The sequence below is a fragment of the Stenotrophomonas sp. YJH_SMC_79 genome (assembly GCF_059367995.1).
In genome coordinates this window covers 139733-157050 of the sequence record NZ_JCAFRK010000001.1, presented here as the reverse complement: position 1 = coordinate 157050, position 17318 = coordinate 139733, and the positions used below count along the sequence as shown (strand labels likewise).

The following is a 17318-nucleotide window of genomic DNA, read 5'->3' as shown; positions in this document are numbered from 1 at the left end:
GCAGCAAAAACCTCAGCAGATCAACCACTTGCGGCGCAATCCCTGCGCCCCTTGCTTACGGCATGTACATGCCACCGTTCACATGGAGGGTTTCGCCGGTGATGTAACCGGCAGCCGGGCTGGCCAGGAAGGCCACCGCATGGGCGATGTCCTCCGGCGAACCCAGGCGTTCGAGGGCGATGTCGTTGATCAGCGCGGTGCGCGCTTCTTCCGGCAACGCCTTGGTCATGTCGGTGTCGATGAAGCCGGGAGCGACCACATTGACGGTGACACCGCGCGAACCGATTTCCTTGGCCAGCGACTTGCTGAAGCCGATGATGCCGGCCTTGGCGGCCGCGTAGTTGGCCTGGCCGGCATTGCCGGTCACGCCCACCACCGATGCGATGTTGATGATGCGGCCCTTGCGCGCCTTCATCATGCCGCGCATCACCGCCTTGCTGGTGCGGAACACGCTGGTCAGGTTGGTGTCGATGATCGACGCCCAGTCCTCGTCCTTCATGCGCATCAGCAGGTTGTCGCGGGTGATGCCTGCATTGTTGACCAGGATCGAGATCGGGCCGAACTCCTTGGCGATGCCGTCCAGCACGCTGTCCAGCGCGGCAGCGTCGGTCACGTTCAGTGCACGGCCGTGACCGCCGTGGGCGGCCAGGCGCTCGCCGATCGCGGCAGCACCGGATTCGGTGGTGGCGGTGCCGATGACGGTGGCGCCCTGGGCGGCCAGCAGATCGGCGATGGCGGCACCAATGCCACGGCTGGCACCGGTGACCAGTGCGATTTCACCCTGCAGGGGCTTGCTCATGATGTTTTCCTCAGGCTGGGGCGGCCGCCGCACCCGTGCCGCGTGCAGCGGCCACCGGTACGGTCGGCAGGAACAGGGGGAGTCAGACCGACCATGCCTCGCGGGCGCCTTCGAAGTCGCCCGGGGTGGCCAGCGAACGGCCGTCGATGGCCTTGTCGATGCGCTTGACCAGACCGGTCAGAACCTTGCCCGGGCCGCACTCGGCGATCTGGGTGATGCCACGGCCGGCCAGCGCCTGCACGCAACCGGTCCACTGCACCGGCTGGTACAGCTGCTGCACCAGCGCGGTACGGATCGCGTCGATACCGTCATGCACCTTGGCATCGACGTTCTGCACCACCGGCAGCTGCGGCGCCTGCCAGGACAGGCCAGCCATCACTTCGGCGAGGCGGTTGGCGGCTTCGCGCATCAGCGGGGTGTGCGAGGGCACGCTCACGGCCAGCTTGACGGCCTTGCGCACGCCCTTCTCGGCCAGCAGCGCCAGCGCACGGTCGACGGCGTCGGCGTCGCCACCGATCACGATCTGGCCCGGCGAATTGAAGTTGGCCGGCACCACCACCTGGCTGCCTGCGGCTTCGGCGCAGACGTCCAGCACCAGCTGGTCTTCGGCACCGAGCACGGCGGCCATGGCGCCGACACCGGCCGGTGCGGCTTCCTGCATCAGCTGGCCGCGCAGGCGCACCAGGTGCGCGCCGTCATGCAGGCTCAGCGCGTCAGCGGCAACCAGCGCGGTGTATTCGCCCAGGCTGTGGCCGGCCAGCACCGACGGGCGCGGACCGCCCACGGCGTTCCAGGCGCGCCACACGCCGATGCTCGCGGCCAGCAGGGCCGGCTGGGTGTATTCGGTACGGTTGAGCATTTCCTCCGGGCCACCCTGGGACAGCGCCCACAGGTCGACGCCGGCACCATCGGATGCCTCGGTGAAGGCTTCACGCACCTGCGGGTGCAGTTCGGCCAGCTCGGCCACCATGCCCACAGACTGCGAGCCCTGGCCGGGGAAGACAAAAGCGAGGGTGGATACGGTCACGCGGTCATCCGCTTGTTGCAATCGAAGCGGGCCATGATAAGGGCGAATCCGCTGTGTCGTCTGTACGTGCGCGTATGCAGGCGTATGGAGCGCGGCCGGGCAAGCGCGACGGGGTCAGATCCCTTTTCCGCAGGAAAAGGGATCTGACCCCTGCCAGCCATCAGCAGAACAGCTGCAGCACGTCCAGGTCGCCGTCGGCGAGGAAATCCACGCACAGGCCCACCAGCATCAGCACGCCCGCCGTGCTGGCGCCATGGGCGATGAAGATCGAATGGGCCAGCGCGCGCGCTGAACGGCCCAGTTTCATGCACACCCGGGCCAGGCTGCGCAGGCGGCCGCTGACCGCATGCACATGCTCGCGCACCGGCGCCTGGGCATCGCCCATCGCCTCGGCCATCATCGTCTGCAGCTGCTCGGGGCGGTCGGCGTAGTACTTGGCCACGCCGTAACCGAACATCAGCCAGTCGCGGGCCTGCGCTTCGGACAGCTCCATCACTTCCAGCGGATCTTCCTCGAAGTCGATGAAGCCCACCTTCTGCCCATCCCAGGTGAGGTTGCGCGGCAACGGCTGGCCGAAATAGGCGCCGCGCGCATGCGCCTCTGCGATGGCCTGCATCGCCGCCATCACCAGCCGGTCGCGGCCTGCCTCATCGGCCTGGCGCAGGCAGGTATTGAACGAGCTGCCGTTGTCGCCGATCACCAGTGCAGCATGGCCGCTGCCCAGCACGTCGGGCACGTTCACGCCCTGCGCCTGCAGTTCCCCAAGGCGACGGGCTTCGGTCTCGCGCGCGGCGTCACCACCACGGTGCGGCGGTGGGCGCAGGGCATCGAGATGGAAACGGCGGGCAACGAAATTGAGCAGGCCCAGGGCCAGTGCGCGGCTTCCCTTGCCGTACTGCTTCAGCCAGGCGCGCTGCCCTTCGATGACGATGGGCTCAACCATGACAGGTACTCCTATAAACGCGTTACGGCCCCAGAGGGGCCGTAACGACAAAGCTTCACATTGTCGTAACTTGCACTATCAATAGCGCAGCAGGGCCGAACCCCACGTGAAGCCGCCGCCGAAGGCTTCCAGCAGCAGCAGCTGGCCGCGCTCGACGCGGCCTGAACGCACCGCGGCATCCAGCGCCAGCGGCACCGAACCGGACGAGGTGTTGCCATGCTTGTCGACAGTCACCACCACCTGGTCCATCGACATGTCCAGGCGCTTGGCGGTGGCTTCGATGATGCGCAGGTTGGCCTGGTGCGGAATCAGCCAATCCAGGTCGGACTTGTCCAGGCCATTGGCGGCCAGGGTCTCGTCCACGACCGAGTCCAGCGCCTTGACGGCGTACTTGAACACGTCGTTGCCCTTCATGTTGATGGTGCCACCACCGTTGGCGCCGTCCTTGAAGCCGGTCGAGACGCCCACCGGGTTCCACAGCAGTTCCTTCTTGCTGCCGTCGGCATGCAGGTGGGTGCTGAGGATGCCGGTTTCTTCGTCGGCCTTGAGCACGACGGCGCCGGCGCCATCGCCGAACAGCACGCAGGTGGTGCGATCGTTCCAGTCGACCATGCGGGTCAGCGTTTCGGTGCCGATCACCAGCACATGCTTGCAGTCGCCGGAACGGATGAACTTGTCGGCCACGCCCAACGCGAACACGAAGCCCGAGCAGGCGGCGTTGACGTCAAAGGCAGGGCACCCCGCAACACCGAGCTTGGCCTGGATCAGGCAGGCGGTGGAGGGGAAAATGAGGTCAGGCGTGGTCGTACCAACCACGATCATGTCGAGCTGCGAAGCGTCGATACCGGCCGCTTCAAGTGCGCGCAACGCGGCCTGGTAGCCGAGGTCGCTGGTGGTTTCGCCTTCGGCCGCGATGTGCCGTTCACGAATTCCGGTGCGCGACTGGATCCACTCATCCGAGGTTTCGACCATTTTTTCCAGGTCGGCGTTGGTCAGGACTTTTTCCGGCAAATAGCTACCGGTGCCCGCGATCCTCGAATAGATCCGCTTGCTCATCATGTTTCCTGTTGCGCGGGCCGCCGATCACCGGCACGCCCGGGAAAGAAGGCAAAGGCCGCTGCCCGGGGGCAGCGGCCTTCCCGGCACATCAATCTTCTTCGACGGCCGAGGTCTTGGTCTGGATGACCTTCTTGCCGCGGTAGAAACCGTCGGCAGTGATGTGGTGACGCAGGTGCACTTCGCCGGTGGTCGGGTCGGTCGACAGCTGCTTGGCGCTCAGGGCGTCATGGGCACGACGCATGCCGCGGCGGGACGGGGTGACACGGGATTTCTGCACAGCCATGGGATTGCTCCAAACTCGGTTCGATTTGCTTCGTCGTATCGTCGCGCAGGACGCCAGCGCCCAGCACACTTTCGCTTTCGCCGCAGCCGCCGACGACAATCCGGCTGCTATTGTTTCTTCAATGCCGCCAACGCCGCGAACGGGTTGGCCTTCTTCGTTTCTTCTTCGCTCGGCGCCCAGTCCTTGTCGACTGCTTCGCCGTCGGGTGACAGCGGTACCACCGGCACCGCCAGCACCAACTCGTCTTCAACCAGGTCCAGCGGACGCAGCTGGCCGTCTTCCGGCACCAGCAACGCCTCGTATTCCTCCGGCAGGGACGATTCCTCGTCCTCGTCGCGGATCAGGCCAAGCCTCTGGGTCACCTTCACCGGCAACAGGAATCGCTGCATGCTGCGCTGACAGGTCAGCGGCAACGCGGTGTCGATGGTCAGTTCCACATAGGATACCCGCAGGACTTCGTCGCGACCGAATTCAAGCGAGTAGGAACACTCGCCGTCGGTATCTGCGACCAGCCCCTGCAGGCGGGTCAATTCAGCCAGGGAGACCTGGCCGTCGAAGCGCCTTCGCGCTACGACCATCCGCCAAGCATCCAGCGATTCGGGCACGTTCGCGGACATAAGCCGCTGAATACTAAGGATCGGGGGGGCTGCTGTCAAATGCCCGCCATACAGGACTTGCTGCTGGCGCTGCGCACAGGCCAGACTGCCGTGCCCTGCCCCGGAATTGTCGCATGTCACTGGTCCTGGCCTCTACCTCCCGCTACCGCCGCGAGTTGCTGCAGCGGCTGGGCCTGCCCTTCGACTGCGCCCGCCCGGACGTGGATGAAACCCCGTTGAACGCTGAGACGCCGCTGGCCCTGGCGACGCGCCTGGCCTCGGCCAAGGCGGCCGAGGTCGCCGCCCGCTACCCCGGCATCTGGGTGATCGGCTCGGACCAGGTGGCGGACCTGAACGGGCGGCCGCTGGGCAAGCCGGGCACGGCCAAGGCGGCCTGCGCGCAGTTGGCGGCGATGTCCGGGCAGACGGTACGCTTCCACACTGCCATCAGTCTCACGCAGGGCGGAGAATCATTCAGCGCCGTGGATCTGACCGAAGTCCGTTTCCGCACGCTGGGGCAGGAGGAGATCGCCCGCTACGTGGCCGCCGAACAGCCGCTGGATTGTGCCGGCAGCTTCAAGTGCGAGGGCCTGGGCATCAGCCTGTTCGAAGCGATCGACAACCGCGACCCGACCGCGCTGATCGGCCTGCCGCTGATCGCGCTGTGCGGGTTGCTGCGCCAGGCAGGGTTCGCGGTGCCCTGAACTGTAGAGTCGAGCCATGCTCGACTGCTTTTCCCGCCCCCCTGCCACCTGGTACAGAAGCAGTCGAGCATGGCTCGACTCTACAAAAGCAGAAGCCTCAACGAACCTCGAACGGCTGCTCCTGCCATTCCTCCACGCTGCCATCGCGGCCGTGCAGGCGCAGGCCCAGCCAATGCCGTCCCGGCGCCAGCGTGCTGGTGTCCAATGAAGCATCGAAGCCCACCGCCGGATGCTGCGGATCGGTGCTGTCCGGCCAGGTCTGGCGCACGTCGAATGCGCGGCCATAGCGCGCATCCCCCATCGAGCGGCCATCGACCAGCACTTCAACCCGTGACAGGCCGACGCCATCCTTGAATGCCCATCCCTTGATGGCCAGCGTGCCAGACACCTTTTCGCCGTTGGAAGGTGTATCCAGCCACGCCATTGCCGGAGTCACGCACGCCCCCGGTGCGCGCTGCGCCGGCAGCCGGAACAGCAGGAAACGCTGGAACCCATGGTCACTGCTGACCACCCGCGGCGCCGGCAACGGCCCCACCTGCTCGCAGATGGCGTGATAGCGCGCCAGCAGATCGCGGTAACGCTGATCGCTGGGTGAAAGCACCAGCAGCATCGGCGCCGAACGCTTGCCCTCATGCAGCAGTTCCCACTGCGCCAGCTGCGCGGTGCGCCCATGCTTGTCGTTGAGCGGATGCGGCAGCACCTCGATATCGCCGTTGCCGAGCTGGAAGCCCAGTTCGGCCCCCACCTTGAAGTTCCCCGCCAGCACCCGCGTGCCCGCGGGCATCTGCTGCAACTCTTCGCGCACCGCCATCGCCAACGGCTGCCAGCCAGCGAAATTGCGCGGGTAGTACTTGCTGCCCGCCAGCTGCTCGCGCAACGCAGGCGTGGAGGCCATCAGGTAATAACCGAACGCCAGCACCATGCCTGCGCCGGCCAGCCACCAGCCGGTGCGCCGCAGCCAGCGTGGCCAGCCGTTGAGCACCACCGGCACCGCCACCAGCAGGGCCAGGTAGCCCGGCAGCGGCCAATGGAAACTGATCCGCTCGACGTCGGTGAAGAAGCCCAGCAGGAAGATGCCCAGCGTGGATACGCCCCCGACCAGGCCGAAGTAGCGCCACTGCACGCGCGTGCCGCCGCCCCTGCGGGTACCGGCCAGCGCCACCTTCCACATCGCCATGCACAGGATCGGGGTGACCAGCATCGGCTGGATCACCAGGAACCACAGTCCGTTCCATTCAAACGTCCAGGGATGGCGCTCGACCACCTGGAACTTCAGGCCGGCGTCGTGGTTGTCCGCGTTCCATGCCAGCAACGGCAGCCACGCCAGCACGCCCACCGCCAGTGCGACCCATACGCGCGGATCGGCCAGCATGCGCCGCCCCTGCGGCAGCGCCAGCAGCGCGATGAAGCCAACGCCGATGACACCGATGAAACGATAGTGACTGAGCGCACCGATCGACAGACCCAGCGCAAGCTTCATCGCCGACGATGCATCAACGTTGTGCAGCAGCCGTGCACCGGCGTGCAGGCAGATCACCGCGGCCAGCGCCATGGGCACATCCGGCACCGCCAGCAGGCCCAGCGTCGCCGACAACGGCATCAACAGCGTGAGGCTGCCCGCCTGCCAACCAGCCACATTGCCGAACCAGCGCGTGGCCGTGCGCACCACCAGCAACGGCAGCAGCGCGCCGATGGCCAGGAACGGGAGGCGCAACGCGAGCACATGGTGGCCACCGATCTCCACACCCAGGCGCGCCAGCCATGCGGTCAGTCCGGGGAGATCCGAATACGCAGCGGCCAGGTGCTGGCCTTCCTGCCAGTAGAACGCCTCGTCAACGAACAGTGGCAGGCGCGCAGCCACCACCAGCTTGGCCGCTGTGACCAGCGTCCATAACCAGAGAAATATTGTCCGCGCGCGCTGTTCGCCTTGCATTGCTCTATGGATAATCGAATGGATTCCAGACCTGAGACGATCATGACAGCCTCGTCCCCCAATCCCAGCATGCTAACCGATCAACTGCGCCAGGCCCTGCGGGAGGCACAGGATCAGGTAAACGCACTGGTGCTGGGCAAGGTGCCGGAAGTCAGGCTGGCCTTTGTCGCCCTGCTTTCCGGCGGTCATCTGCTGATCGAGGATCTACCCGGCCTGGGCAAGACCACGCTGGCGCATGCGTTGGCCAGCAGCCTGGGCCTCAGCTTCCAGCGCGTGCAGTTCACCTCCGACCTGCTGCCCGCCGATGTACTGGGCGTCTCGGTATACGAAGCCGGCAGCCGCCAGTTCCAGTTCCATCCGGGACCGGTGTTCACGCACGTGCTGCTGGCCGATGAGATCAACCGTGCGCCGCCGCGCACGCAGAGCGCGCTGCTGGAAGCGATGGCCGAACAGCAGGTCACCCTGGATGGCCAGACCCACCCCCTGCCCGATCCGTTCTTCGTGATCGCCACGCAGAACCCGGTGGACCTGTCCGGTACCTTCCCGCTGCCGGATTCGCAGCTGGACCGTTTCCTGCTGCGGCTGGCGATGGGCTACCCCAGTGCGCAGGCCGAACGCGAACTGCTGCGCGGTACAGACCGCCGCGACCTGATCGCACGTGCCGTGCCGAAGCTGGATGACACCCAGGTACGCGCGCTGCGTGAAGCCGTCGGCCAGGTCCATGCCAGCGATGCACTGGTCGACTACGTGCAGGCCCTGCTGACCCGCAGCCGCCAGCACGCCGGCGTGCGCGTGGGCCTGTCACCGCGTGCAGGCCTTGCGCTGCTGCGCGCGGCCAGGGCGCATGCACTGCTGCTGGGCCGCAGCCACGTGGCGCCCGAGGACGTGCAGGCCCTGTTCGTGGCAGTGGCCGGTCATCGCCTGGTGGCCGAAGCCGAGTCCAGCTCGGGGCCGGCACTGGCACGGGCCATCCTGCAGACCGTTGCGGTGGATTGAGGGTGACCACACGCTGGGCACGATTGCAACTGCTGGCACGCCCGCGCAGGCCTGAAGTACTGCCGCAGCGCCTGGACCGCCATCGCATCTACGTGCTGCCCACCCGCTTCGGCCTGTTCGTCGCCACGCTGCTGGCGGCCATGCTGCTGGGCGCACTGAACTACAACAACAACCCGGCGTTGCTGCTGGCCCTGCTGCTGGCGGCAGCGGCGATCGCCAGCGCCATCGCCGCGCACCTTCAGCTGTCGGGCGTACAGATCGACGCGATCTCCGCCGAACCGGTTCCGGCTGGACAACCACTGCGTCTGCGCGTGGACGTGTCACTGCGCGATCCGCGCGCACGTCACGGCCTGCACCTGCAGCTGGGTGACAGCGAAGCCTGGACCTCGCTGCCTGCACACGGCCGCGGTGAAGTGGAACTGCAGGTTCGCAGCGAACGCCGCGGCTGGCTGGAACTGCCACGCATCCGCCTGTCCACCACCCAGCCACTGGGCCTGGTGCGGGCATGGTCGTGGGTGTGGCCGGAACAAGCGCTGCTGGTCTATCCGCAACCCGAGGCGCTGGCTCCTCCACTGCCGGAAAGCGGCAACGATCCGCTGCACACCCGCGCCCATGCCAGCGGCGAGGAACTGCATCAGCTGCGGCCCTATCGTGCGGGCGATGCACCACGCAGCATTTCATGGAAGCACTCGGCACGCCGCGACAGCCTGCTGGTGCGCGAGTACGAAAAGCCTGTCGGCATCGAAGTCATCCTCGACTGGCGCACGCTGGCCCCCCTGGGCCATGAAGCACGCATCGCACGATTGGCACGATGGGTCGACATGGCCGAGCGCGAAGGCCGCCGCTACACCCTGCTGCTGCCTGCACACCCGCCGTTCGGGCCAGGCCAGGGTGCCAGCCACCACCACCTGTGCCTGCGTGCACTGGCATTGATGCCGCATGACTGAGACCACGCCCTCGCTCGACCGCAATGCCCGCAACTGGACCCTGGCCAGCGCGGCGTTGGCGCTGTTGCCGCTGCTGCTGCAGTTGCCGCCCCTGCTGGCCGGCGTGATCGCGGCCGCGGCGGTCGTGACTGCGGTTCTGTCGTGGCGGAAGGTCCTGTCCATGCCGCTGCGCCTGCTGCTGGTGCTGGCCATGCTCGGTGCCATCGTCTGGCAGATGGGGATGGTTCGACCCGGGCGCGATACCGGTTGCGCCCTGCTGGCAGCGATGCTGGCGATCAAGTCCAGCGAACTGCGCAGCCGGCGCGATGCCCGCAGCCTGCTCGGCTTCGCGCTGTTTTCCCCGTTTGCGGCGTTCCTGCTCGACCAGGGACCACTGACCACCGGATTGGCCGCATTGGCGGGGATCAGCTCGTTGCTCGCCCTGCAGCGCCTGGCCGGGGATGAAGGCCACGCCGGCCACCTGCCACTGCGAGGGCAGCTGCGCGGCGTTGGCCGCCTGCTGGCGATCGGCCTGCCACTGGCATTGGCCTGCTTCTGGCTGTTCCCGCGGCTGGCAACGCCGCTGTGGGGCGTTCCCGAGCGTGCCGTCGGCACGCCTGGGCTGTCCGACAGCATGGAGCCCGGCCAGTGGCTGGACCTGATGGCTGACGATGCCCCGGCGTTGCGCGTGCAGTTCTTCGGTGCGGCACCCGAGCCGATGCAACGCTACTGGCGGGGACCGGTACTGACCGCCTTCGATGGCCGGCGCTGGACACGCGACCGCGCCAGCGATCGACGGCCGGCGGCCATGGTCGAGGCCGGCACGCAGGGCTGGGACTATCAGATCGACTACGAACCCACCGACCGGCGCCAGCTGGTGGCACTGGACCTGCCCAGCCGCGCCCCTGCGGGCAGCACGCTGGATGCGGACATGAGCCTGAGCAGCGAGCGGTCACTGGCGTCGCTGAGCCGTTGGCGACTGCATTCAGCGCCCCCACAACGCTTCGACAGCACGCTGTCGCCCTATCTGCGACGGGCCGCGCTGCAGTTGCCCAGTGGCTTCAACCCGCGCACGGCCACACTGGCGCAGCAATGGCGGCAGGATGCCGGCGGTGATGACGAAGCCATCGTTCGCCGCGCGCTGCAATGGATCACCACCGATTTCTCCTACACGCTGCAGACGCCGCCGGCGGGACGCGATCCGGTCGACGAGTTCCTGTTCGGCTACAAGGCCGGCTTCTGCGAACACTTCAGTTCCGCCTTCGTGGTACTGATGCGCAATGCCGGCATTCCGGCGCGGGTGGTGACCGGCTTTGCCGGTGGCACCTACAACCGCCTTGGCGACTACTGGATCGTGCGGCGGATGGACGCCCATGCCTGGGCCGAGGTATGGCTGCCGCAGCGCGGCTGGGTAAGGGTCGACCCTACCGCTGCGGTCGCACCGGAACGCATCCTTGATACCCTCGACGACCGCCTGCAGGCAGGCACCGACAGCCCGCTGCAGCAACGCTGGCAGCAGCTGGGGCAGATGGGCGACTGGCTGCGCCGCGGCTGGAACGACCTGGTGCTCTCCTTCGATGCACGCCGCCAGCAGCAACTGCTCAAGCCGTTGGGGCTGGATGATCTTGGCCCTGCGCAACTTGTCGCTGGCTTCGTGGTGGCAACGATGCTGGCCCTGGCGTGGATGGCCTGGCTGCTGGCCCGGGGCGAGCGCGAACGTGACCCGCTGCTGCGTGCCTGGCGCGGGCTGGGCCGGCGCTATGCCCGCCTCGGGCTGGGACGGCACCCCCACGAAACCGCGCAGGACTGGGCACAGCGGGTTCATGCCCAACGTTCCGATCCCGCCCTGCTCGCACTCAGCCAGCGTTTCGCCGACGCGCGTTACGCTGGAACTTGCACCGACCTCGCTTCATTATTGCGGGACCTGCGCAGGCATCGCCCGACTTCCGGAGCCTCCCCATGAACACCAAGTTCCTCCTCACCGCTGTGGCCACGCTGGCCCTGTCGGCCTGCGCCACGGCCCCCAAGCCGCTGCAGGGACAGTTCAGCCTGGTCTCCCCGCGCGACTCGGTCGCCACCCAGCAGGTCGGCACGCCGGTCCGTTGGGGCGGTCGCATCATCGAAACCAAGCCCGGCCAGGGCGAGACCTGCTTCCAGATGATCTCGCGCCCGCTCAACGCCAGTGGCCGCCCGAACACCACCTCGTCCGACGCCAGCGACGGCCGCTTCATCGCCTGCCGCGCCGGCTTCTACGACCCGGCCGTGTTTGAGGCGGGCCGTGACGTGACCTTCATCGGCAAGATCGATGGCTACCAGAACACCCGCATCGGGGACTACGACTACCGCCTGCCGAAGCTGTCGGCCGATGTGATCTACCTGTGGCCGGAACAGCGCCAGGTCGACGTGGTGCCCTACCCCTATGGCCCCTGGGGCCCTGGCCCGTATGGCCCGTACTGGGGTGGCTACGGCCGCTGGGGCTGGTGGTGATCGCCAACCGGCACGCGTGACGGAAAAGGCCGCCCTCGGGCGGCCTTTTTTCATCCAGCAGCTGCCACTGTAGATCCACGCCATGCGTGGATAGGGGCTTCAACGCCCCGGCGTACCGAAATGCCCCAGCGGCGCACCGGCCAGCAGGTGCATGTGGATATGGAACACGGTCTGCCCGGCATCCTCGCGGCAGTTCATCACGATGCGGTAGCCGTCCTGTGCGAAGCCCTCGCGGCGCGCGTACTCGGCGGCAGCCAGCGCCAGCTTCCCGATCAGGTGCGCCTGCGACGGCTGCAGGTCATCCAGGGTCGGAATGATCTCGTTCTTCGGAATGAACAGCACGTGCACCGGCGCCTGCGGTGCGATGTCCTTGAAGCCCAGCACCTCGTCATCCTCGTAGACGATGGTGGCCGGGATCTCGCGACGGATGATCTTGCTGAAGAGGGTTTCGTTGCTCATGGTCGGCCTCGGCGGGGATGTCTCCCGCATTGTAGGCCGCTCACGCCCGGCCATGCCGGCCGTTGCTCAATCGCGGAATTCGCTGCGCGTCCCGAACGCATGCGACAGCGTGCCACGATCGACGTACTCCAGTTCGCCGCCCAGCGGCAGGCCCTGCGCCAGGCGGCTGGGCCGCACCTTGCCTGCGCGCGCCAGCTGCGCCAGGTAATGCGCGGTGGCCTCGCCCTCGACAGTGGCGCTGGTGGCGATGATCAACTCCTGCACCTCGCCTTCGGCCAGCCGTCGCTCCAACTGCTCCAGGCCCAGCTCGCGCGGGCCGATGCCATCCAGCGGCGACAGCCGCCCCTGCAGCACGAAGTAGACACCGCGGAAACCGGTGGCGTTTTCGATGGCCAGGCGGTCGGCCGGCGATTCGACCACGCACAGCTGGCTGCGCTCGCGACTGCTGTTGACACAGGTCGGGCACAGCTCGGTTTCGCTGAAATCGCGGCACTGCGCGCAGTGGCCGATGCGCTCCACCGCCAATGCCAGTGTCTCGGCCAGACGCTGGCCACCTTCGCGCTCGCGCTCGAGCAGGTGGTAGGCCATGCGCTGCGCCGTCTTCTGGCCGACGCCAGGCAGCACCCGCAACGCGTCGATCAATTGTTCAAGCAGGGGTGCGGACACGGCGGCATGCTTTCATGGCGTCGAGCAGGCTCGACGGCTACAGGTTCTGTGGCACCCGCTTGCACGGGTGCCACGCCGAAAATCAGAACGGCAGCTTCATGCCCGGCGGCAGCTGCATGCCGGCGGTGGCCGAACCCATCTTCGACTTCGACTCGGCATCGATCTTGTTCGAGGCGTCATTGAAAGCGGCGGCGATCAGGTCTTCCAGCATCTCCGGGTCGCTGGCCAGCGACGGGTCGATGCGCACCTTGCGGCATTCCTTGGCGCCGGTCAGGGTCACGCTGACCATGCCGCCACCGGCGCTGCCGGTCACTTCGATCTTGGCGATCTCTTCCTGGGCCTTCTGCAGGTTTTCCTGCATCTTCTGGGCCTGCTGCATCAGTTGGGCGATGTTTCCGCGCATGGTGTCTTACTCGTCAAAAGAACGGATGGAATCGGAAACAACCCGGGCGCCGTGCTGTTGGATCAGCACCTGCACTTCCGGGTCATCCATGAAAACGGCCTCTGCTTCCTGCTGCCGCTCGCCACGCTGGCGGTCGGCGCGCTGGTGCAGGGTCTCGGCCGGAACGTGTTCGGTTTCCACGGTCTCGACCACGATCTTCGGCGCCTGGCCAAGGGCCTTCTCCAGCATCTCGCCCAGGGCGGCCAGCGCGCGCTCCGAGCGCAGGTATTCAAATCCGGGCGAAAGGCCCAGTTTCAAGGTCCCGTGCTGGCAACTGATGAAGGCAGCGTTGGCCGCCAGCTGCCGCGACGGGCCGCTCAGGCCGCTGTTGGCGACCAGATCCAGCCAGTCCTCGGCCGTGGCCAGCTCGCTGACACCTTCCTGCGGCGCGGTATCACGCGCCGGGACCGGCGCGGCCGGCGCGATGGCGATGCCTTCAGTGCGGAACGGGCGCTCGGGCGGCGCAGGCTCGCTGGGAGCCGCGACGGAAGCCGGCGACTCATGCCAGGGCGCCACCATGGCGGCGTCCGGCCCAGCCATCTCGGCCGCCAGTGCCTCGTCACGCGCCTCGGCTTCATCGGTCGCCCACGGCGGCAGGTCGTCGCTCGCTTCTGCTTCAGCGGCCGGCGGCGGCGTCTCTGCTTCGGCCTTTACCGGCGGCGGCGACACGGGCTCTTCCACCGGAACCGGCTCGGGTTCCGGCGTTGGGTCAGGTTCGGGCTGCGGGGCCGGCTCGGGTTCGGGGTCAGGTTCCCGCGGCGCAGCCTGGGACGGCGCGGCCACCTGCGTCGCCGGGGCCGGGCCCGCCGGAGCGGCGGCAGCGGCCGGCGTCGCTTCGTGGGTACCCGCGCCGCTGTTTCCACCGGCAACGTTGCCGCCTGCGGCGCCTTCAACCGACTTCGGCACCGGCGGTACCGCAGCAGCCGGACGGAACGCCAGCATGCGCAGCACAGCCATTTCAAAGCCCGCACGCGGGCTCGGTGCCAGTGGCAGATCGCGACGGCCATTCAAGGCCATCTGGTACCAGAGCTGCACCACTTCCGGGCGCAGGCGCTCGGCAAACGCGGTGGCATCCAGGCCTTCGGCAACGGCCGCACCCGGTACCAGCTGCTGCACCTGGATGCGGTGCAGACCTTCGGCCAGCGCCTCCAGCACACCACTCCAGTCCGGTGAGAACTCGGCCAGGGCAGCCACCACCTGCAGCAGGCGCGGGCCATCGCCCTCGGCCAGCGCATCGAGCATCGCCGCCACCTGGGTGCGGTCGACGGTGCCCAGCATCGTGCGCACCACGTCCTCGCGCAGTGCACCACCAGCGTAGGCGATCGCCTGGTCCAGCAGCGACAGGCCGTCACGCAGGCTGCCATCGGCGGCCTTGGCCAGCTGCACGATGGCGCTGCCGTCAGCCTCGATCTCTTCTGCTGCCAGGATGCGGGTCATCTGGCCCTGGATCTGATCCTCATCCAGTCGCTTGAGGTTGAACTGCAGGCAGCGGCTGAGCACGGTGACCGGCAGCTTCTGCGGGTCGGTGGTGGCCAGCAGGAACTTCACGTGCTCCGGCGGCTCTTCCAGCGTCTTCAGCAGCGCGTTGAACGCCGCCTTGGACAGCATGTGCACTTCGTCGATCAGGTAGACCTTGTACTTGCCACGCGAGGGCATGTACTGCGCGTTCTCGATCACCTCGCGCACGTCGTCCACGCCGGTGTTGGACGCGGCGTCGATTTCCAGCAGATCGATGTAGCGGCCGGCGTCGATGTCCAGGCAGGCCGCGCACTGGCCGCACGGGTCGGCGCTGATGCCCTGCTCGCAGTTGAGCGACTTGGCGAAGATGCGCGCAATGGTGGTCTTGCCCACGCCGCGGGTACCGGTGAACAGGAACGCATGGTGGACCCGGCCGCTGTCCAGCGCGTTGCTGAGCGCACGGACCACGTGTTCCTGGCCCACCAGCTCGGCAAAACGCTTCGGACGCCACTTGCGGGCAAGGACGAGATAGGACATCAGGCCACCGTTTTCCATCGGATGTTCCATTGTGCCATGCCTGTCCAGCCCCCTCGCCCCCGGCACGCCCTTCGCAGGTTCCTGGCCGGGGTGCTTGTGAAGTGTCGCGCAGCCCGCTAGAATCTGCGCCCCTGCTGAGGCGTTTGCCGATGGCAGGGATCCGGAGAGGTGTCCGAGTGGTTGAAGGAGCACGCCTGGAAAGTGTGTAAGCGTCTAAACCGCGCTTCGGGGGTTCGAATCCCCCTCTCTCCGCCAGATAATGCAAACCCCTGTTTACGCAGGGGTTTTTGCTTTTCTGGCGTGACCTTCGGCGGGACACAAATCGGGACACATCTCTCGATGCGCATCCCCCATCACCTCACCCGCTCTCCTACTGGCCTTTGGGCCTTCCGGCAACGCGTCCCTACCGACCTTCAAGGCGTGGTTGGCCGACGCGTCTTCAAGCGCACGTTGCGCACCCGCGACCTGCCCACGGCCAGGCTGCGCGCACTGGCCCTGGCTGCGGGCTATGCTCAGGCCTTCGATGTGTTGAGGGACCAACGCGTGGACAAGCTGAGCAAGCGCGAGGCCGATGAACTGATCGCCCGCCTGACCCAATCCGACAACCTGAAGGAATTGATCCTTCACCGGTCCCGCGCCGCCAATGGCACGGTCACCGAGCGCTGGCAGATCGACAACGAGGAAGACCTGCGGCTTTTCCAGAAGATGCAACGCCAGGGCGCAGACCCGTTGCTGGACGCCGTCAACGGCGCCCCCTCCCCCGCCCTGGCGCCAGTCCCGAAGTCCAAACTGCCCCCCATCACCCTCGAAGACGCCTGCGATGCTTGGCTGGCCACGCTCAAGGGCAACACGCTGCCCAAGACCTGGACGATCAAGCGCACGGCCATCGTTTCCTTGGTCGGCTTCCTCGGGAACAAGACCAAGCTCCACACGCTGACGCGCACGGACTTGGCCCGCTGGTATCAGCACATGCGCGAAGAGGGCTCGTCCACCCCCACCCTGACCAACAAGCAGTCTTACATTGGGGGCAAAGGCGGCTTCTTCGAATGGGCCATGGCCTCGGGCTACTACCCCAGGGGCGACAATGTTGCCGCTGGGCACGTCAGCTACTCCATCCGGGAGAAGCGAGCCCGGCGAAAGTTCGGCTTCAAGCCTTACGACACCCACCAAGTCCAAGCCCTCTTTGCGCCAGCCGCCTTCGAGCGACTGGCGCTTTCGGCCCGCTGGGCGGCGGTTATCGGTCTTTACACCGGCGCTCGTGCCGCCGAGGTGGGCCAACTGCTTCCCAGCGATGTCACCGAGGAGGCGGGATTGCTCTGCATCCACATGTCCGACGAAGGGGAGCATCAGAAGCTCAAATCCGATGCCAGCATCCGAACCGTCCCTGTTCACCCTGATCTGCTGACCCTCGGGTTTAAGGAATGGGTTGAGGGGTTAAGGGCGGCAGAGGCAAAGCGGCTGTTCCCGGCCGCCAAACCGGATGCCAAGAACGGCGCCGGAAATTGGATCACCAAGGCGTTCGGCCGCCACCTGGAAGCCGTAGGCAAGAACTGGACGCCCGGCAAGCGCGGCTTCCATTCGCTCCGGAAAACCGTCATTCAGTCGCTCCAAGGGGCGGGCGTACCGTCAGAGCTGCGGGCCCAGGTGGTGGGGCACGAGTTGGACGACGAGCACCACGCGACGTATAGCCGCGAGTTCACTGCCCACGAGAAGCTGCATGGGCCTGGAAAGAACACCCCGGGCCTGGCGGTGCTGGATTTTGGCTTGAACCTGCCTGCGCTGCGCGCCCTTTTGAACGACCAAACGCCCAGAAAGCGCGTTAGAAGGACGTCGACAGGTTAGTCTTTAGATATTCGACATCAGGGGGATGTATGGGACGACGGAGCGGCCTAGAAGGGTTTCTGCGGGCAGCCGGCCGGGCAGCGGCGGCAGCGCAACGCGAAAGCAAGCGCCAGCAGCGGATGCAAGCGACGCAACTGAGGCAGTTGGAGCGCCATGAACGC

At 66.9% G+C, this 17318-nt stretch carries 17 protein-coding genes and 1 tRNA gene; 7 read left to right on the top strand and 11 right to left on the bottom strand.

The features are described 5' to 3' along the window. Nucleotides 1–55: 55 nt before the first annotated feature. The 6 genes from fabG to AC5P57_RS00755 all read right to left on the bottom strand — a co-directional run bounded on the left by fabG (nucleotide 56) and on the right by AC5P57_RS00755 (nucleotide 4728). A complete protein-coding gene (gene fabG, locus AC5P57_RS00780; protein WP_005408312.1) occupies nucleotides 56–799 on the bottom strand; it encodes a 3-oxoacyl-ACP reductase FabG in 744 nt (247 codons plus the stop codon). Between the two features lie 82 nt (nucleotides 800–881). Next, nucleotides 882–1826: an ACP S-malonyltransferase gene (fabD, locus tag AC5P57_RS00775; RefSeq protein ID WP_262236002.1), complete on the bottom strand. Its 945-nt coding sequence runs from the start codon at nucleotides 1824–1826 to the stop codon at nucleotides 882–884. A 160-nt stretch (nucleotides 1827–1986) separates the two neighbouring features. Further along, on the bottom strand, nucleotides 1987–2769 hold the full coding sequence (locus tag AC5P57_RS00770; protein ID WP_099553842.1) for a BUD32 family EKC/KEOPS complex subunit: 783 nt from the start codon (nucleotides 2767–2769) through the stop codon (nucleotides 1987–1989). A 78-nt stretch (nucleotides 2770–2847) separates the two neighbouring features. Further along, complete coding sequence (locus tag AC5P57_RS00765; RefSeq protein ID WP_099553840.1) at nucleotides 2848–3825, bottom strand: beta-ketoacyl-ACP synthase III; 978 nt, start codon at nucleotides 3823–3825, stop codon at nucleotides 2848–2850. Between the two features lie 91 nt (nucleotides 3826–3916). Beyond that, nucleotides 3917–4111, bottom strand: coding sequence for a 50S ribosomal protein L32 (gene rpmF, locus AC5P57_RS00760; protein ID WP_004154640.1), 195 nt, complete (start codon nucleotides 4109–4111; stop codon nucleotides 3917–3919). Between the two features lie 107 nt (nucleotides 4112–4218). Beyond that, on the bottom strand, nucleotides 4219–4728 hold the full coding sequence (locus tag AC5P57_RS00755) for a YceD family protein (protein WP_012479287.1): 510 nt from the start codon (nucleotides 4726–4728) through the stop codon (nucleotides 4219–4221). 113 nt (nucleotides 4729–4841) lie between these two features. Between AC5P57_RS00755 and AC5P57_RS00750 the strand changes: the two genes are divergently transcribed. After that, nucleotides 4842–5411, top strand: coding sequence for a Maf family protein (locus AC5P57_RS00750; RefSeq protein WP_142807360.1), 570 nt, complete (start codon nucleotides 4842–4844; stop codon nucleotides 5409–5411). Between the two features lie 97 nt (nucleotides 5412–5508). Here the strand turns inward: AC5P57_RS00750 and AC5P57_RS00745 are convergent, their stop codons facing one another. Continuing rightward, nucleotides 5509–7344: a glycosyltransferase family 39 protein gene (locus tag AC5P57_RS00745; RefSeq protein WP_099553834.1), complete on the bottom strand. Its 1836-nt coding sequence runs from the start codon at nucleotides 7342–7344 to the stop codon at nucleotides 5509–5511. 42 nt (nucleotides 7345–7386) lie between these two features. On the opposite strand from AC5P57_RS00745, the gene AC5P57_RS00740 reads away from it, so the two are divergent. The 4 genes from AC5P57_RS00740 to AC5P57_RS00725 are packed head-to-tail and all read left to right on the top strand — an operon-like array spanning nucleotide 7387 to nucleotide 11753. Continuing rightward, nucleotides 7387–8340 (top strand): AAA family ATPase, encoded by a 954-nt coding sequence (locus AC5P57_RS00740; RefSeq protein ID WP_099553832.1) that lies wholly within the window; start codon nucleotides 7387–7389, stop codon nucleotides 8338–8340. A gap of 2 nt (nucleotides 8341–8342) precedes the next feature. Continuing rightward, nucleotides 8343–9287, top strand: coding sequence for a DUF58 domain-containing protein (locus tag AC5P57_RS00735; RefSeq protein ID WP_262236001.1), 945 nt, complete (start codon nucleotides 8343–8345; stop codon nucleotides 9285–9287). Beyond that, nucleotides 9280–11229, top strand: coding sequence for a transglutaminase TgpA family protein (locus tag AC5P57_RS00730; RefSeq protein WP_262236000.1), 1950 nt, complete (start codon nucleotides 9280–9282; stop codon nucleotides 11227–11229). The genes AC5P57_RS00735 and AC5P57_RS00730 overlap by 8 nt, the downstream gene beginning before the upstream one ends. Continuing rightward, the gene (locus tag AC5P57_RS00725) at nucleotides 11226–11753 is read left to right on the top strand and encodes a Slp family lipoprotein (RefSeq protein ID WP_008265847.1); all 528 of its coding nucleotides are present in this window, start codon (nucleotides 11226–11228) and stop codon (nucleotides 11751–11753) included. The genes AC5P57_RS00730 and AC5P57_RS00725 overlap by 4 nt, the downstream gene beginning before the upstream one ends. 99 nt (nucleotides 11754–11852) lie before the next feature. Here the strand turns inward: AC5P57_RS00725 and AC5P57_RS00720 are convergent, their stop codons facing one another. The 4 genes from AC5P57_RS00720 to dnaX all read right to left on the bottom strand — a co-directional run bounded on the left by AC5P57_RS00720 (nucleotide 11853) and on the right by dnaX (nucleotide 15315). After that, nucleotides 11853–12212 (bottom strand): histidine triad nucleotide-binding protein, encoded by a 360-nt coding sequence (locus AC5P57_RS00720; protein WP_014646179.1) that lies wholly within the window; start codon nucleotides 12210–12212, stop codon nucleotides 11853–11855. 66 nt (nucleotides 12213–12278) lie between these two features. Next, nucleotides 12279–12878: a recombination mediator RecR gene (gene recR, locus AC5P57_RS00715; protein WP_262235999.1), complete on the bottom strand. Its 600-nt coding sequence runs from the start codon at nucleotides 12876–12878 to the stop codon at nucleotides 12279–12281. Nucleotides 12879–12960: 82 nt separating this feature from the next. Next, nucleotides 12961–13281: a YbaB/EbfC family nucleoid-associated protein gene (locus tag AC5P57_RS00710; protein ID WP_004154630.1), complete on the bottom strand. Its 321-nt coding sequence runs from the start codon at nucleotides 13279–13281 to the stop codon at nucleotides 12961–12963. A 6-nt stretch (nucleotides 13282–13287) separates the two neighbouring features. Continuing rightward, the gene (gene dnaX / locus AC5P57_RS00705) at nucleotides 13288–15315 is read right to left on the bottom strand and encodes a DNA polymerase III subunit gamma/tau (RefSeq protein ID WP_262235998.1); all 2028 of its coding nucleotides are present in this window, start codon (nucleotides 15313–15315) and stop codon (nucleotides 13288–13290) included. Between the two features lie 162 nt (nucleotides 15316–15477). On the opposite strand from dnaX, the gene AC5P57_RS00700 reads away from it, so the two are divergent. Together AC5P57_RS00700 and AC5P57_RS00695 are read left to right on the top strand one after the other, a co-directional pair. Next, nucleotides 15478–15570 (top strand) — tRNA-Ser (locus AC5P57_RS00700). A gap of 84 nt (nucleotides 15571–15654) precedes the next feature. Next, a complete protein-coding gene (locus AC5P57_RS00695) occupies nucleotides 15655–17157 on the top strand; it encodes a site-specific integrase (RefSeq protein WP_262235996.1) in 1503 nt (500 codons plus the stop codon). Nucleotides 17158–17318 lie beyond the last annotated feature (161 nt).

Excerpts from the sequence above, each read along its gene's own strand:
- AC5P57_RS00730 (WP_262236000.1), top strand. The coding sequence starts at position 9,280 with ATGACTGAGACCACGCCCTCGCTCGACCGCAATGCCCGCAACTGGACC.
- AC5P57_RS00720 (WP_014646179.1), bottom strand. The coding sequence starts at position 12,212 with ATGAGCAACGAAACCCTCTTCAGCAAGATCATCCGTCGCGAGATCCCG.
- AC5P57_RS00740 (WP_099553832.1), top strand. The coding sequence starts at position 7,387 with ATGACAGCCTCGTCCCCCAATCCCAGCATGCTAACCGATCAACTGCGC.
- dnaX (WP_262235998.1), bottom strand. The coding sequence starts at position 15,315 with ATGTCCTATCTCGTCCTTGCCCGCAAGTGGCGTCCGAAGCGTTTTGCC.
- AC5P57_RS00765 (WP_099553840.1), bottom strand. The coding sequence starts at position 3,825 with ATGAGCAAGCGGATCTATTCGAGGATCGCGGGCACCGGTAGCTATTTG.
- AC5P57_RS00770 (WP_099553842.1), bottom strand. The coding sequence starts at position 2,769 with ATGGTTGAGCCCATCGTCATCGAAGGGCAGCGCGCCTGGCTGAAGCAG.
- fabG (WP_005408312.1), bottom strand. The coding sequence starts at position 799 with ATGAGCAAGCCCCTGCAGGGTGAAATCGCACTGGTCACCGGTGCCAGC.
- AC5P57_RS00745 (WP_099553834.1), bottom strand. The coding sequence starts at position 7,344 with ATGCAAGGCGAACAGCGCGCGCGGACAATATTTCTCTGGTTATGGACG.
- rpmF (WP_004154640.1), bottom strand. The coding sequence starts at position 4,111 with ATGGCTGTGCAGAAATCCCGTGTCACCCCGTCCCGCCGCGGCATGCGT.
- AC5P57_RS00710 (WP_004154630.1), bottom strand. The coding sequence starts at position 13,281 with ATGCGCGGAAACATCGCCCAACTGATGCAGCAGGCCCAGAAGATGCAG.
- AC5P57_RS00695 (WP_262235996.1), top strand. The coding sequence starts at position 15,655 with ATGCGCATCCCCCATCACCTCACCCGCTCTCCTACTGGCCTTTGGGCC.
- AC5P57_RS00750 (WP_142807360.1), top strand. The coding sequence starts at position 4,842 with ATGTCACTGGTCCTGGCCTCTACCTCCCGCTACCGCCGCGAGTTGCTG.
- AC5P57_RS00755 (WP_012479287.1), bottom strand. The coding sequence starts at position 4,728 with ATGTCCGCGAACGTGCCCGAATCGCTGGATGCTTGGCGGATGGTCGTA.
- AC5P57_RS00725 (WP_008265847.1), top strand. The coding sequence starts at position 11,226 with ATGAACACCAAGTTCCTCCTCACCGCTGTGGCCACGCTGGCCCTGTCG.